The organism is uncultured Kordia sp. (assembly GCF_947489565.1).
Taxonomy (GTDB): Bacteria; Bacteroidota; Bacteroidia; order Flavobacteriales; family Flavobacteriaceae; genus Kordia.
The window spans coordinates 16226-32439 of the sequence record NZ_CANLEA010000019.1; the positions used below are offsets into that span (position 1 = coordinate 16226).

The 16214-nt window shown below is 33.2% G+C and carries 15 protein-coding genes; 8 read left to right on the forward strand and 7 right to left on the reverse strand.

Translation table 11 applies throughout. The features are described from left to right. Positions 1–31 precede the first annotated feature (31 nt). A complete protein-coding gene (gene nhaC / locus Q0845_RS21610; RefSeq protein WP_298517761.1) occupies positions 32–1528 on the reverse strand; it encodes a Na+/H+ antiporter NhaC in 1497 nt (498 codons plus the stop codon). A gap of 103 nt (positions 1529–1631) precedes the next feature. Between nhaC and Q0845_RS21615 the strand changes: the two genes are divergently transcribed. Beyond that, positions 1632–2753: a metal-dependent hydrolase gene (locus Q0845_RS21615; protein ID WP_298517764.1), complete on the forward strand. Its 1122-nt coding sequence runs from the start codon at positions 1632–1634 to the stop codon at positions 2751–2753. A 5-nt stretch (positions 2754–2758) separates the two neighbouring features. Here Q0845_RS21615 and Q0845_RS21620 read toward each other — a convergent pair whose 3' ends face one another. The 4 genes from Q0845_RS21620 to Q0845_RS21635 all read right to left on the reverse strand — a co-directional run bounded on the left by Q0845_RS21620 (position 2759) and on the right by Q0845_RS21635 (position 6375). Beyond that, positions 2759–3004 carry a hypothetical protein gene (locus tag Q0845_RS21620; protein ID WP_298517767.1) on the reverse strand — a complete coding sequence of 82 codons (246 nt, stop codon included), beginning with the start codon at positions 3002–3004 and terminating at the stop codon, positions 2759–2761. A gap of 114 nt (positions 3005–3118) precedes the next feature. Next, positions 3119–3370, reverse strand: coding sequence for a hypothetical protein (locus Q0845_RS21625; protein WP_298517770.1), 252 nt, complete (start codon positions 3368–3370; stop codon positions 3119–3121). Between the two features lie 198 nt (positions 3371–3568). Then, positions 3569–4876 (reverse strand): right-handed parallel beta-helix repeat-containing protein, encoded by a 1308-nt coding sequence (locus tag Q0845_RS21630; protein WP_298517773.1) that lies wholly within the window; start codon positions 4874–4876, stop codon positions 3569–3571. A 284-nt stretch (positions 4877–5160) separates the two neighbouring features. Then, positions 5161–6375: an aminotransferase class I/II-fold pyridoxal phosphate-dependent enzyme gene (locus tag Q0845_RS21635; RefSeq protein WP_298517776.1), complete on the reverse strand. Its 1215-nt coding sequence runs from the start codon at positions 6373–6375 to the stop codon at positions 5161–5163. A 154-nt stretch (positions 6376–6529) separates the two neighbouring features. On the opposite strand from Q0845_RS21635, the gene Q0845_RS21640 reads away from it, so the two are divergent. The 3 genes from Q0845_RS21640 to Q0845_RS21650 are packed head-to-tail and all read left to right on the forward strand — an operon-like array spanning position 6530 to position 8564. After that, complete coding sequence (locus tag Q0845_RS21640; RefSeq protein WP_298517778.1) at positions 6530–6991, forward strand: Lrp/AsnC family transcriptional regulator; 462 nt, start codon at positions 6530–6532, stop codon at positions 6989–6991. 36 nt (positions 6992–7027) lie between these two features. Beyond that, positions 7028–7930, forward strand: coding sequence for a sterol desaturase family protein (locus Q0845_RS21645; RefSeq protein WP_298517781.1), 903 nt, complete (start codon positions 7028–7030; stop codon positions 7928–7930). A gap of 1 nt (position 7931) precedes the next feature. Beyond that, a complete protein-coding gene (locus Q0845_RS21650) occupies positions 7932–8564 on the forward strand; it encodes a CPBP family intramembrane glutamic endopeptidase (RefSeq protein ID WP_298517784.1) in 633 nt (210 codons plus the stop codon). Between the two features lies 1 nt (position 8565). On the opposite strand, the gene Q0845_RS21655 is transcribed toward Q0845_RS21650, so the two are convergent. Both Q0845_RS21655 and Q0845_RS21660 read right to left on the reverse strand, forming a co-directional pair. Then, entirely contained in the window at positions 8566–9243 is a 678-nt protein-coding gene (locus tag Q0845_RS21655; RefSeq protein WP_298517788.1) for a LytTR family DNA-binding domain-containing protein, read from the reverse strand. Beyond that, positions 9240–10289, reverse strand: a complete 1050-nt coding sequence (locus tag Q0845_RS21660) for a sensor histidine kinase (protein ID WP_298517791.1) — start codon at positions 10287–10289, stop codon at positions 9240–9242. The genes Q0845_RS21655 and Q0845_RS21660 overlap by 4 nt, the downstream gene beginning before the upstream one ends. Before the next feature lie 186 nt (positions 10290–10475). Here Q0845_RS21660 and Q0845_RS21665 point away from each other — a divergent pair, with 186 nt between their 5' ends. The 4 genes from Q0845_RS21665 to Q0845_RS21680 all read left to right on the forward strand — a co-directional run bounded on the left by Q0845_RS21665 (position 10476) and on the right by Q0845_RS21680 (position 16125). After that, positions 10476–11891 carry a serine hydrolase gene (locus tag Q0845_RS21665; protein ID WP_298517794.1) on the forward strand — a complete coding sequence of 472 codons (1416 nt, stop codon included), beginning with the start codon at positions 10476–10478 and terminating at the stop codon, positions 11889–11891. Between the two features lie 331 nt (positions 11892–12222). Beyond that, entirely contained in the window at positions 12223–13506 is a 1284-nt protein-coding gene (locus Q0845_RS21670; RefSeq protein WP_298517797.1) for a S8 family serine peptidase, read from the forward strand. 413 nt (positions 13507–13919) lie between these two features. Then, on the forward strand, positions 13920–15326 hold the full coding sequence (gene lpdA / locus Q0845_RS21675; RefSeq protein ID WP_298517801.1) for a dihydrolipoyl dehydrogenase: 1407 nt from the start codon (positions 13920–13922) through the stop codon (positions 15324–15326). Between the two features lie 136 nt (positions 15327–15462). After that, a complete protein-coding gene (locus tag Q0845_RS21680) occupies positions 15463–16125 on the forward strand; it encodes a Crp/Fnr family transcriptional regulator (RefSeq protein WP_298517804.1) in 663 nt (220 codons plus the stop codon). The last annotated feature ends 89 nt before the right edge of the window (positions 16126–16214 follow it).

Below are 16214 nucleotides of genomic sequence, written 5' to 3' on the forward strand. Positions count from 1 at the left end.
AGAGGATTTTTTTTATGTGTATAAAAAACAATTAAGCTGTTTTGGTAGTCAATTGCTTTATTTTAATCTTAAAAGCTGCAAATATCAACGTTGTAAATGGACTTAGAATACTGAAAAATACATAAGGTATATAAGAAGTAACACCCGCTTCTCCAAACAATACTTTAGAATGGTATGCTCCACAAGTATTCCATGGAATTAATACAGACGTTACTGTTCCAGAATCTTCTAAGGTTCTACTTAAGTTTTCTGGAGCTAAGCCCTTATCTTCATAGGCTTTTTTAAACATTTTCCCAGGAACAACTAAAGCTAAATATTGATCGGATGCTGTTAAATTTAATGCTAAACAACTCGCAACGGTACTTGCAAACAATCCAAATATACTTGTCGCCATTTTTAATAAAGCTTCGGTAATTCTTGCCAATGCACCAATACCATCCATAACACCACCAAAAACCATCGCACAAATAATTAACCAAATAGTGCCCAACATACCTTTCATTCCTCCAGCTGTGAATAAATCATTAAGCTCAGTACTAGCAGTTTCAACACTTGTATCTACTGTTAATGCGTTCATGATTCCTTTGTAAGCAGACTCAAAGGTTAAAGAATCTGATCCGGCTATGCTGGCAACAATATCAGGCTGAGCAATCAATGCAGCTGCTGCACCTAATAATGATCCAACTAATAATGCTATTAAAGGAGGTGTTTTTTTAACAATCATGATAATTACAATGATGGGAACAATGAAAAGCCAAGGACTTATGGTAAAAGCTCCATCAATAGCAGCTAGTTTATCATCAATTTGTGGAGTTCCTGTTGTATCTATATTTAGTCCAATAATGGCAAAAATAATCAGCGTTACTACTATTGTTGGTATTGTTGTTAGTGCCATATATCTGATATGACTGAACAATTCTCCTCCAGCCATTGCAGGTGCTAAGTTTGTAGTATCACTCAATGGAGACATTTTATCACCAAAATATGCTCCAGAAAGTACAGCTCCTGCGGTCATTCCTGTAGAGATTCCTAAAGTTTCACCAATACCTATTAAAGCGATACCAACAGTAGCTGAGGTTGTCCAACTACTTCCCGTAGCAATAGAGATAATAGCACATATGACAACACAAGCAACTAAAAATATGGTTGGATTTAATATTTGTAAACCGTAATAAATCATCGTAGGAATAATTCCGCTAATCAACCAAGTTCCCGCTAAAGAACCTACCATCAGCAAAATTAATAAAGCTCCTGTAGTAGATTTTACATTTTCTGCAACTTCTTCTAGCATTCGTTTATAAGAAACTTTATTCCGAAAGCCAACAATTGCAGCGACAGCGGCTCCTAATAAAAGAACGAATTGATTACTACCGCTTAGTGCATCATCCCCAAAAACATAAATATTATAAGCAAGCATACCTACTAAGGCTATCACGGGAAGTAAAGCTTCCCATATACTTAATTCTTTATTGCTAATAATGGTTTGGTCGTTTGCCTGAATTTCAGAAATATTGTTTTCTTCTTGCATAGTTTGTAAGGTTAGTTTCCTAGCGTAATGTTACGATTTTGTAAAGAAGTATGCAAATCATTTTGGTTACGTACCTTTGCAAACTTAGAAATACTATGAATTTATGGATTCGTTAACGCAAGTTGTACTTGGCGCTGCCTGTGGAGAAGCAGCAATGGGGAAAAAAATAGGCAACAAAGCATTGCTTTTTGGTGCTATTGGTGGAACTATTCCTGATTTGGATGTTTTTATTGGAAATTGGTTGTACAGCAATAAAATTGACGCAATGTTATTCCATAGAGGATTTATGCATTCCATACTTTTTGCAGTATTAGCTTCGTTTTTACTTGGTTGGCTCACATACAAAGGATATGAAAGTGGTAAAAAGAATCGAATTATCAAATCAGTATTTTTATTTTTTGAGAAATTTAAAAAAACTAAATTCCTTTTTAGATCGCATAATAAGTATGCAAATGAAACAATAACCACACAAAAAGATTGGATTTGGCTGTTTTTCTTGTCCATCTTTACACATCCACTTTTAGATTGCTTTACAGGATATGGAACGCAATTGTTTTTGCCTTTTAGTGATTATCGCGTTGCTTTTAGTAATATTTCTGTTGTGGATCCTTTATATACATTGCCTTTTTTAATCTGTTTGATAGTGCTAATGTTTTACAGACGCACAAATCCGAAACGAAAATTTTGGTTAAAACTTGGTGTGGGAATTAGTTCTGTATATATGTTATTTACGATTGGAAATAAATTCTATATCAATTCAGTTTTTGAAAAATCGATGGCAGCACAAGGAATTACCTATCAGCGTTACAATACCGAAGCAAGTATTTTGAATAATATTTTATGGTATGGAATTGCGGAAACCGAAACAGAATATCATGTTGCTTTTTATTCTTTGTTTGATACGAAAGATGTTTTTACCGATTGGAAAACAATTCCTAAAAATCATGATTTAATTCCAAAATCAAATCCCGACTTGGCAAGTTTGGCTTGGTTTAGTAATGATTACTACAATTTAGAGGAAAAAGAAGATGGAATCTATATGTACAGCGATTTGCGATATCCGTCAATTGATACTGGAAATGGAAAATCTGCAGTGTTTTCATTTGCAATTTTTATAGATGGTGATCGACTCAATATGAAGCCTTTCGGAAGACCTCGATTTGATAAAGACACCACTATTTGGGATGTTTTAGGCATTTTTTGGGAACGAATTAAAGGAAAGTAATATGTTTAATCTCTATGCAAATGACGTTTGCAAGTCTCACAAATCACTCTGCCAATTTCCATACATTTTATTTGTGCAACAGTTTTTGATTGACATGCAAAATGAGTTTTAATAGTTTCATTATAGCGCATCTTATTACAAACAGATTTTGAAACGGTCAAACATTCACCAGAAGTATCTTTCTTTGATTTGAATACATGCAATTGTTCACTAATGCTTTCTTTTAGTGTATACAAAGTAGTGTCGCTCATACAGTTAAAATTAAATGATCATGATTTAAGAGAGGAACTATGTATAGGGGAATATTCTTTTCGTGAAAATTAAAAATTAGCTCAAAACTATCAAAAAATAGTTTCTGTAACATTTTAAATCTTATCCATATACAAATGGCTTACGCAAGTGGTACAAATATCACGACCTATTTTGGCACACTGTGTACGTGCGCGTTCTTCAGGTTGACAGGAAAAAATAGTGCGTGAATCTTCATTTATGTCCATGCGTCCGCAAATAGACTTTTCATGTGCGCGACATTCGTTTTCTTCTGTTGGATTTGCTAAAAAAAGATGTAATTCTCCATTCGACTTTCGCTCCCGTAATATGTAAACATTTTTAGGCATACGTTGATATTCTAGTATTAAATTCTATTCAGTGCTAATAATAATTAAAAAGAATCAGCAAAAATTACGGGAATCCGTAACGGGATATAAATATTTTTTAATCAGGTATTAATACCTAGGTAAATTCTTTTATTTTTGTAGGTCAATAAAAAAAAGGAACACCTTTCGATGCTCCTTTTTAAACATGATTTTTATATTCTAAGGAGCAACACTAGCACTAGCATCTTGAATGATGGTACTTGTAATTTCATTGTAAATGTCACCTAACGAATTTCCTGAATAATGATTTACTCCAATTTTTATATTGAATGGAGCTCTAGTAGGATTTGTTGAATCAGAGGCAGGAATTGAATTTTCTTTAACTACAATTCCATATTTTTGAGTGCCAACGCCAACTCCTTGTCCATAAAGATGGTTTCCGCTTAAAATGACATGTACACTATCAAATTCGACACGAATTCCTCCGTATGGTGGATTTCCGTTCTCACCATCATAATCTTGCTCATTGTTTCCGCATACATTTCCTGTGACTGAAATATGAGAAGAACCAAAAATAGAAATTCCGCATCTGTTGTTTTGATCTGCAGTATTGTTTGAAACAACTCCGTAATGGCAACGCTCAATTGCATAACCTAAGTCACCACCATTTCGAGCTGTATTTCCATAACATTTTAATCGAATAATATCTTTCAAACTAATTAAATCAGCAGCGCCACCTTGTACAGTTGAATCCTTTGCAGGAAAGCTTAAGCTTGGACCAATAATAGTATTATCTGCTATTATAATATTTTCATGATGAGCAGAAGTGCCATCAAAATCTGTATCGGCACAGGTCATATAAATACCATGTATACCAGGTTCGTTAGGTGGCTGTGGGCTAATTGTAATGTGGTTTCCTCGTATGATTACATCACTACAATAATGTGCAGCCGTTTGTGAACCTTGTAAATGAATTGCATGTCCATTTAGGTTGTTGAAATGATTATCTTCAATTCTTAAATTTTGATTTCTTTGATGAAAAAATATTCCGCTATTTAAATTATCAAATGTACAATTCTTAATAATCACATTATTTATTGAAAATTTAAACATGATCGCTTGATAACCTTGATTGAAATTTTTGAAATCGCAATTGATTACTTTTACATTTGCGCCAGATAAAAATATTAGTCCGTGAGTTGTGTTAAAGCCACCGCCATTAAATTCAACACCATCAATTGTTACTGAATATGTAGTTGACTGAGGCGCAAAATTCATAAAAGAATATACTCCATCGGCAAGTGCTTTTATAACAGTTTTTCCATGTGAAGATCTAAACGTTAAATTGCTATAGATAGTTAATTGTGAAGATATTAAAATAGTTCTGTTGCCAGGGAGAATGATTTCTCCACCGCCTTGAGAATTAGCATGGTTAATAATTAATTGAAAATTGACTTTATCATCAGTAGTTCCATCAGCAGCGATAGGACTTAGACCAAAGCCTGGGTTTAAAACATCGTAAATCATAATAATATTGTTTAAAGTTAATAATGTTCAAAGAACGCAATATGATTATCGATTTTAGCAGAAATACTGTTAACGAATCTGTAGTTTCAGTGCTTTGATAGATGCATGGAATTATAGGTTTTTAGAAGGCCTAATCTATAATTCATATTCGAATTTTGATTTGTTTTATAAGTACATTTTTTATACCAAACCTTTTATGGGAATCATAAATAAAACTTAAAAAAAATAAAAAAAAGGAACACCTTTCGATGCTCCTTTTTTACCGTAAACTAAACTTTGCAATATTATACCATTGCAGACTCCAGGATATTCAGTTCTTTCATACATTTTTTCATAATGACATACGTTCGTTGAATATCGTTGTCCAAACCAACCGAAAAACGAATCAAGCCATCCGTTAAGCCCATTTCGGCTTGTTCATCTTCTGGAATTTCTGAGGAAGTTGAAGTTCCTGGAGCACTAAATAGTGTCTTATAAAAACCTAGACTCACTGCTAGGTATCCTAAATTTTTTTGTTGCATTAATTCCATCAAATCATTGGCTTTATCAATACTGCCAACATCGATGGTTAACATTCCGCCAAAGCCATAATCAGCGTTCATCATGCTTTTAAATAATTCATGCGATGGATGCGATGACAATCCCGGATATACCGTTTTTAAACCATCAGCTTCAAACATTTTTGCCAAATACATAGCATTATAACTATGTTGCTTCATGCGAATGTGTAATGTGCGTAAATTTTTCAATACAGAAGCAGCACGCAAACTGTCCATCGTTGCACCTAATAACATGCTTGCACCATCATTTACATTGCGCAATTGATCAATAAAATCTTGTGAAGCACAAACTACGCCGCCAACGGTATCACTTGCTCCATTGATAAATTTCGTTAAACTGTGAATTACAACGTCAGCTCCTAATTTTGCTGGAGCAATCGATAATGGAGAAAAAGTATTATCAACCACCAATTGTAAGTTATATTTCTTTGCTAGTTTGGCAAGTGCCGAAATATCAGCAACTTCCAACAAAGGATTGCTGACCGATTCACAGTAGATCACTTTCGTATTTTGGGTAATGGCAGCTTCTACCATTTCTAGTTTTGTAATATCTACAAAAGATGTTTCAATATTGAATCGAGGTGTAAAGTTCTTTAAAAAAGCATACGTTCCACCATAAATAGTTCTGCTAGATACAATATGATCGCCATTTTTACACAATTGCAATAATACCGGTGTAATAGCGCCCATTCCGGAAGCAGAAACATTAGCGGTTTCTGTTCCTTCCATCGCAGCCAATGCTTCGCCCAAATACAAATTACTTGGCGAAGTATGTCTAGAATATAAATAACAACCATCCGCATTGCCTTCAAAAGTATCAAACATAGTTTTTGCTGAAAGAAATGTATAGGTAGAAGAATCGGAAATGGAAGGGTTTACGCCTCCAAATTCGCCAAAATACTGTAAATCTTGAATGTTATTTGCGGGATTAAATTTCATAGTAATACCTTTTATTGACAATCAAAATTCAATATAATAGGAATAAAAATCAATGATTATTTGAAATAAAAGAAAATAAAACTATATATTTAACTTATAAATGAAAATATTGCTAAATGATAGTTTTTAAAACTCGAATTATAGATTTTTTTACATGTTAAAACTTGATCAAACCGATAAAACATTACTTGCGTTATTACAAACCGATAGCAAGCAAACCAATAAAGAACTTTCTAACAAACTTAATCTTTCTGTAACTGCTGTATATGAGCGAATTAAGAAACTTGAAAGAGAAGGTATTATTAAAAAGTATGTTGCTTTATTAGACAAAAAACCAATAGCCAAAAGTTTTATGGCGTATTGTCATGTGCGTTTGACCCAGCATTCCAAAGAGTTTGTAATGAAATTTGAACGAGAGATTACGAAGCTGGAAGAAGTCTTAGAATGCTATCACGTAAGTGGCGATTACGATTATATTTTAAAAATTTTAGTAAAAGATATGGAGGCGTATCGCGACTTTATGGTCACAAAATTAACTGCAATACCCAATATTGGAAACACACATAGTATATTTGTCATTGGAGAGGTAAAACATACAACAGCAATTTCTGTATAATACAGAAATTTCTTATTTTTATTTTTTTAGGAATACATGGAGAATTATTTATCGCAAGAATTTTTATACATGCTGAGCATTCCTATACATGGGACAGCTATTATAGGAGAAATGGTATATTCTCATTATATCAAGCGAAAATTATATACCGTAGGCGATACCGCTACAAATGTTTATATGGCAACATTAAACTTTTTGTTAGATCTTTTAATGAAAGGAATTGCCTTTGGAGTTTTGTATTTCTTTTATCACTATCGAATTTTTGATTTTGCGCCTGAATTTGGAATCACCTATTGGATTATGGTATTTCTATTGCAAGATTTTGCCTATTACGTACATCATTATGTAGATCATTACAGTCGTTTCTTTTGGGCTGTACATGTAACACACCACAATTCAGAGCATTTTAATATCTCTACAGGATTTAGATCGCCAGTATTTCAACCCTTATACCGTTATATATTTTTCTTACCTTTAGCTTTATTCGGATTTCATCCTTTGCACATTATTGGAGTATATGCAATACTTCAAATTTATGGGACTTTAATACATACGGAATCTGTTAAGAAAATGGGCGTTTTAGAGTGGATTTTAGTTACACCTTCACATCACAGAGTACATCACGCGTCTAACGGGAAATATTTGGATAAAAATATGGGAATGTTTCTTATTATTTGGGATCGTATCTTCGGAACGTTTCAAAAAGAAGAAGACGATTATGAACCCATTAAATATGGTTTAACCTCAACAATAGAAGATAAAGGACCTGTAAATATTGTTTTTCATGAATGGAAATCGATTTGGGAAGATGTGAAACGACCAGATATAAATTGGAAACAGCGATTAAAATATATTTTTTATCCACCAGGTTGGAGTCATGATGGATCTCGAAAAACCTCCAGACAAATTCAACAAGAAATCAAAGAAAAAACAGTATAACATGCAGTTACAACGTACTTCATACAAACTTACAGAATTCTTCATCTTATTTATTGTATTGCCTGTAAGTCTGGTATTGGAGTATTCACCTTACATCAAAGCAGGTTTAGTAGTTTCCGGCTTTATATATATTATTTGGATGCTACTCAAAGTCGAAAAACAAGAATTTAAAATTGGTAAATTTTTAGATTGGAAACAATTTTGGCGACGCACACTGGTGTTATTAGTCACAATTAGCATACTGACCATTGCATATGTATACTTTACAGATGCTTCTAAATTATTTATCGTAGTTCGCACCAAACCGTTGCTTTGGCTTGTCATTCTGTTTGTATACAGTATCTTTTCGGTATATCCACAGGAATTGATATATCGTACATTTTTCTTTGCACGGTATGAATCGTTATTCAAAGACAAGAATTTACTTGTATTCGTCAATGCAATAGTTTTCTGTCTGGCGCATTTATTATTTAATAATACGCTGGTGTTAATCTTAACTTTTTTAGGTGGAATTTTGTTTGCGCTTACATTTCAAAAAACACGTTCCTCTTTACTAGTTTCCATAGAACATGCCATTTACGGATGTTGGTTGTTTACGGTTGGAATGGGCGAAATGTTAGGATTTCCAGTATAAGCTATCTCAATCGATCTTTTAAAATAGCTTTGTAACTTTTACTGACTGGAATTTTTACCGTATTGATAATTACATGATTTTGATCGAATACTTCAATGCGTTCTAATTGTATAATATATGATTTATGCACCTGAATAAAGTTAGCAGGTAACTTTGTCAATGCTTCTGAAACACTTTCTCTAGCTAAAATTTTGTTTGAAGTTGTATGATATGTCATATAATTGCCTTCTTTTTCTAAATACAATATTGTTTCTGTTGCAATTTGAAATGTCTGATATCCGCTTTTTATGATGATGCGCTCAGAAATCTTTGTTTCTTTTGGAATAGGATTCGGTTTTAACTTATCGATAGCTTTTACAAAGCGTTGAAATGTAATGGGTTTTAATAAATAATCACTAGCATTCAATTCATAACTTTCCACGGCATATTCAGAATAAGCAGTCGTAAAAATAATATGTGTAGATTTCGGAATAATCTTAGCGGCTTGTATGCCTGATAAATTGGGCATATTGATATCTAAAAAAACAATATCGGGCTTTTGCTTTTCTATATAAAGTAGTGCTTCTACAGGATTTCGAAATGTTTGCATGCACTCAATATTGGGAATTCTATCGCAATAATTTTCAAGTAATTCTATCGCTTTTGGCTCGTCATCTACAATAATAGCTTTTAAAATCATGTATTTAGTTTTAAGATGACTTCATAAGTGTTCTGTTCTTCTTTAATAGTCAATGAATGTTTATTAGGATACAAAATAGCCAATCTTCTTTTTACATTTTGCAATCCCACACCAGAATCTTCTTTAGTAAAAGTATCATTTTTAGATTTTGCGACTATAGAATTGCGACATTCAAAAATCAACTCAGAAGCTTCTAGATGCAAAGAAATATGAATAAAAGATGGTTCATAAATAGAAATTCCATGCTTAAAAGCGTTTTCAACCAAAGGAATAAAAACGGTAGGGGCAATGGTTTTATCTAACACTGTTGGATCAACCGTAAAACGAATGTCTATCGGATCTTTTTCATCAAATCGCAGTCTATTAAGTTGGATGTAACTTTCTATAAAATGCACTTCTTTTTCAACAGAAATTAAATCATCTCCTGTAGCATATAATAAAAAACGAAGCATCTCAGACAATTGTGCAATACTGCTGGAAACTTCTGTTTGCTGGTGTTTTTCGGCAATAGATAGCATATTATTCAACGCATTGAACAAAAAATGAGGATTTATCTGAGATTTTAAAAGCTTCAATTCGGCGGCCAATCGATCTTCTTTTAAGCGTTGTTTCAAAGCTTCTTCTTTCTGCCATCGCAAAACCATCAAATGCACAAAAGAAGTTCCTACAAAAAAGATATACAACCATATATTTACCAGAAATGTTTCAAACATAAAAAAGTTGAAACCATAGATAAATCCGAACTTTAAATAATCGACTAAAAAAGCAACGGATGTGCTTAACAAAAGAAAAATAATGTATTTGCCAAATGCTTTTTGATCGATGAATCTTGATAAAAAACAGACATTAAAGTAATACAAAATCATTTTGATGAGTATGCCAATTGAACTTCCATAAATCGCCATTGTATCATACTCAATGGTAACAGTTTCTATACCGTCAACAATTTCAACTTCGCGATTTACGGGACTGAAAATCATGAAAATAACGCAAGCGCAAATAGTCCAAAACACGATGTTTAAACCTATGGATATGATTTTTTTCATATTCAAAAATAAGTTTAAAAAAGGAAAAGCCTTTCTATTAAATCCAATATGTGACAAACGTGCTTTTAAATGGTATAAAAAAACAAAACAATGTAAAAATACCATGAAAAAGGAGTGTTATACCATTTTATTGTGAACTCTGAGTTGAACCAGTACTTTCGAATAGAATCTAAAAAAACGAACAGTATGAAAAAAGTAGTATTAGCAGTATGTGTATTTATGTTTTATACGTATTGCAAAGGGCAAAATTCAACGCCTAACGAAGTGAAAAAGAAAATTGAAACCTATTTAAATACTCTAGGAGAAAAAGGGTTTTCGGGAAGTGTTTTGGTGGCGTACAAAGGTAAAAAGCTAGTTTCAGATGGATATGGATTGGCAGATAGAGAAAAAAATGTCAAAAACACAAAACAAACGGTCTTTGATATCGGATCTATCACGAAACAATTTACCGCAGCAGGTATTTTAAAGCTGGAAATGCAAGGGGAATTAGCGGTTGATGATAAAATTTCTAAATATTTTAAGAACGTTCCCAAAGACAAGCAAGCAATTACAATACACCATTTATTGACACATTCAGCTGGTTTGCCACCTGCTATTGGAGATGATTATGAACACATTACAAAAGCTGATTTTTTACATAAAACATTCAAAGAAAAACTTGCATTCAATGTCGGATCAGCGTATGAATATTCAAATGTTGGATATACATTATTAGCAATGATTATTGAAAAAGTATCAGGCGAAACCTATGAAAACTATTTGTATAAGAATTTGTGGAAGCCTGCAAAAATGGATCAAACTGGATACGAACGCCCTAATTATAATCCAAAAGAAATAGCTGTTGGTTACAGAACTACCAAAACGTTTGGGAAGCCAAATGAAAAATGGGATGCAAACGGTCCGTCGTGGCATTTAAAAGGAAATGGAGGTATATTATCTACAGTTGAAGATATGTATAAATGGCATAAAGCTTTGGTTGGAACAAAAATACTGAGTACAAATGCCAAGCAAAAATATTACACCAAGTATATTGAAGAAGGCGAAGATGCAGGTTCATATTACGGTTATGGTTGGGCAATTTTTCCAACTCCTAGAAACACAGAATTGATAGCTCATAATGGAGGAAACGGTGTATTCTTTGCAGATTTTTGGAGATATCTAACGGAAGACATTGTCATTTTTTCTGCGAATAATGCTATTTCAGCAGACTATGAACGTATCAACATGGAAATTGCAGGAATCATACTTAGAAAAGATTATGAACCCAATACTGACTTAGGCGAAACGCGTGAAGGAGATTTTGATAAAGTGGAATTAGAGCAATTGGCAATGACTTTTTTAAGTACAATTCAGAAAAAAGATAAAGTTGCTTGGAAAGAATTTATAGAAACACAAACCATGGATCATTTTGCAAAAATGATCTCTATGGAAAAACATCTGGAAATGTTTGCTAAAATTCATGAGAAAGTAAAAAACAAAAAACTAACAGAAGTACGCTTAGAAGGCGATGAGCTTATCCTAATCTTAACAGACAAAGAGTTAATTCTAAATCTAGAAGTACAAAACGAAGTACTCAAGGTTGCGGGAATCTTTATAGAATAATCTAAAAGTGTTAGTATTAAGTTTATCGAAGTGAAGCATTTTAAGAGTAACTCGAATCTAAAAACCTAAGAAAAATACATATCAAGTAAGTCGACATATGATAAATTTATGATATTTTATGCAGTATGTAATATTTCTAACAAAAAATGCAACTTAGTTGCATTTACGTAACTTTATCCTTATTAAAGCTGTTTTTTTTAACAATGTTCTTTAATGTATCAATATTTTTTTTGTTAAAAAAATAAAAAAACCATAAAAAGAGTAAGTAGAACTTTTCTTTAGCATTGAAAATATATAGATAATATTGTGCATAACCAATAAATTAAATAACATGAAAAACAATTTCAAATTACTCTATGTATTACTATTAGTATTTATCACATCCTGTTCAACGGATACTGTAACAACAACCGATGACGTGATAGAGGGAAAATCTGATGTGCTTGCAAAAAAGCTAGACCAAGCGGAAGTTATACCAGGTGAATACATCATAGTGTACAAAAAAGATGCAACAACTAGTAAGATGAGTTATGCTGCTACGAGAAGAGGATTAACTCCAGAACTGAAAAAAGTTCAAGATTACTACAAAGAAAGATCATTAGCTACATTAAAGTTAATTGGTAGAAGTGAAAAAAACCTAGGATTTGTCTACACGGGTGCTATTCAAGGTTTTCATGCTAAAAATCTATCTGTTGACGATGTAGAGGTTTTATTAAGAGACGAAACTATCGATTTTATTGAGCCAAATCGTAGAGTTGTAAGTAACTTACCTAAGCCAAAGAATCCTCAAGGAGTAAAATTACCAACACAAAGCGAAGTAATCAACAAAGCTGACAGTTTCTTGCCAAGTGGAGACTTTTTACCATGGGGCGTAGATTATACAGGTAGAGGCGACAATGCAGGTACAAATAGATATGCATTTGTAATCGATACAGGAATTGATCAACATCCAGACTTAACGATTGATACTGGATTATCTGCAAGTTTCTTTCCAGGAGAAAACTGGGTTGACAGAAACGGTCATGGTACACACGTAGCAGGAACAATTGGAGCTAAAGCGAATGGTTCTGGTGTTATTGGAGTAGCGTATGGTACAACATTAGTAGCAATTAAAGTTCTTGGAGGAACACAAGGAACTGGTTCTGATGCTGGAATTATTGCGGGTGTCGATTATACGTATAATAATTCTCTTGCAGGAGACGTATTTAACTATTCTGTTGGATACCGTACGAGAAGAACAAATCAAGCAATAGACAATGCATTTACAACATTAGATAACAAAATTTACGGAGCTTTGGCAGCAGGTAATAGCAATGACAACACGCTATACTACTCTCCACAACGTTTACAAACGAGCCGTACTTGGATGGTTGGTAACTTAACTCGTAGCATCACTCCAAATGGTTCTTCATGTTTTGGAGCATCAGTAGATAGATGGGCACCAGGTACAGATGTTTGGTCAACTTGGTTAAACGGTCAGTACAACAGAATTTCAGGAACTTCTATGGCATCTCCACACGTAGCAGGAATACTTGCAGTTCGAGGAAACAATTCAGTTGGGACTAACGGAAACACAAGCAAAGGCGGCTTTACTGCTCCAAACGCAAGAAGATAAGTTTTACTTCTTCATTTACACCTTATACGTTACAGTCTTAAAAACGGATGAAATCTCAGGTAAGATAACTTTCTTATCTGAGATTTTTTTATAAGTTTTTGGCGCGCTTTATTTTGCTTGAATAGGTAATCAGACAAACATATCATAAAAATAGAAAGAACCTTTTTTGTTTGATATTATTTTTCTACTAATTATGATGTTTAATTGTATTTCCTAAAACAAAACACTTCCGAAAGAAAAAGCTAAAACCAAAGTGAAGCAAGTCTAAAAGCGTAGCGCTCTAAAGCAACGCGCGTCTAAATATCTAAGAACAACACGCATCTAACAATCTAACATCAAAGCATTGCACAACCCTAAAATAGTTGTACTTTTGTATTCTTGAAAAACAAAATAGTTCAAAAAACACAAGAAATATGAATTCATACGATGTAGCTGTAATTGGCTCTGGTCCCGGTGGATATGTTGCTGCAATACGTTGTGCGCAACTAGGAATGAAAACTGCAATTATTGAAAAATATAGCACTTTAGGTGGAACTTGCTTAAATGTAGGTTGTATTCCATCAAAGGCATTGCTAGATTCTTCACACCATTATGAAGAAGCTATCAAACACTTTGATACACACGGAATCGAAATTTCAGGAGATGTAAAAGTAAATCTTGAAAAAATGATTGCGCGTAAGCAAGCTGTAGTTGATCAAACAACTGGCGGAATTGATTTCTTGATGAAAAAGAATAAAATAGATGTATATGTAGGTTTGGGTAGTTTTAAAGATGCTACACATGTAAACATTGCAAAAAGTGATGGTTCTTCGGAAGAAATTGAAGCGAAAAATATCATCATCGCAACAGGAAGTAAACCTTCTAACTTGCCATTTATCACTTTAGATAAAGAACGCGTTATTACTTCAACAGAAGCATTAAAACTGAAAGAAATTCCAAAACATCTTTTAGTAATTGGTGGTGGCGTTATTGGTTTAGAATTAGGTCAAGTATACAAGCGTCTTGGAGCAGAAGTTACCGTAATTGAATATGCTGATAGAATTATTGGCGGAATGGATGCGGGACTTTCTAAAGAATTAACAAAAGTATTAAAAAAGCAAAAATTCAAAATCAATACATCTCATGGTGTAAAATCTGTAGAACGTGTTGGTGATGAGGTGATTGTAAAAGCAGATAACAAAAAAGGTCAAGAAGTAGAATTTAAAGGTGATTACTGTTTAGTTTCTGTAGGACGTCGTCCATATACAGACGGATTAAATGCAGAAGCAGCTGGCGTAAAATTAGATGATCGTGGAAGAGTAGAAGTAAACGCTCATTTACAAACAAACGTTTCAAACATCTATGCAATTGGTGATGTGGTAAAAGGAGCTATGTTGGCACATAAAGCTTCTGAAGAAGGTTCAATGGTTGCAGAAATTATTGCAGGACAAAAACCACATATCGATTACAATTTAATTCCAGGTGTTGTTTATACATGGCCAGAAGTTGCTGCTGTTGGAAAAACTGAGCAAGAATTAAAAGATGCTGGTGTTGCGTACAAAGCAGGACAATTTCCAATGCGTGCTTTAGGTAGAAGTAGAGCAAGTATGGATTTAGATGGTTTTATTAAAATCTTAGCAGATGCAACTACAGATGAAATCTTAGGTGTACATATGATTGGCGCTAGAGCAGCCGATTTAATAGCGGAAGCTGTAGTAGCGATGGAATACAGAGCTTCTGCGGAAGATATCGCAAGAATGTCACATGCACATCCAACATTTGCAGAAGCCATCAAAGAAGCAGCCCTAGCAGCTACAGAAGATAGAGCATTGCACGTGTAATATACAGAACATATAATAAAAGAAAACTCCAACAAATTTGTTGGAGTTTTTTTTGTCTAAACTGTAAGTTCTTATATTTTTTATCGACTTCTGAATTAATAACCTCGGTAAAGCCTAAAAAAGTAACAACACAACTATGAATTCTCTTTGGTATTTTAATGATGTAAATCTCTTTAATATCTTATGTCCGCACAAGTTCAAAAAGTATAAAAAAAGCCATGAATTTGACGCGTATAAGAAGCAAGATTATATTTATTTTGAAGATGATTCTGCCAATAAAGTATATCTAATTGACAAAGGAAAAGTAAAGTTAGGATACTATACGGAAGATGGAGAAGAAGTGGTAAAATCAATTTTATCAAAAGGCGAATTGTTTGGAGAAAAAGCAATTTTAGGAGAGGAAAAACGAAACGAATTTGCACAGTCTGTAGACAACTCAACATCTATATGTCAGATATCTGTAGACACGATGCATGACTTAATGAGAGACAATCAAACTTTTACTTTAAAGATTTATAAGTTCATTGGTTTTCGTATCAAAAAATTAGAAAGAAGATTACAATTATTATTATTCAAAGACACCAAAACACGCTTGTTAGAATTCCTAAAAGAACTGTGTGAAGAGTACGGATATGAATGTCCAAAAACAGGTGATCATGTGGTGAATCATCCATACACGCAAAAAGATATTGCAAGCTTAATTGGTACTTCGCGTCCTACATTAAATATCATTATGAACGAATTAAAAGAAGCAAATATTATAGATTTTAATCGAAAAGAAATTCGTTTTATACATTAAAAAAACACTATATTTAGAAGCAATAAAAAGGTTAAGTTTTTAGCCAAAAAGAAGCCCGAAATTGACATGACATCATGACAGTTTCGGGT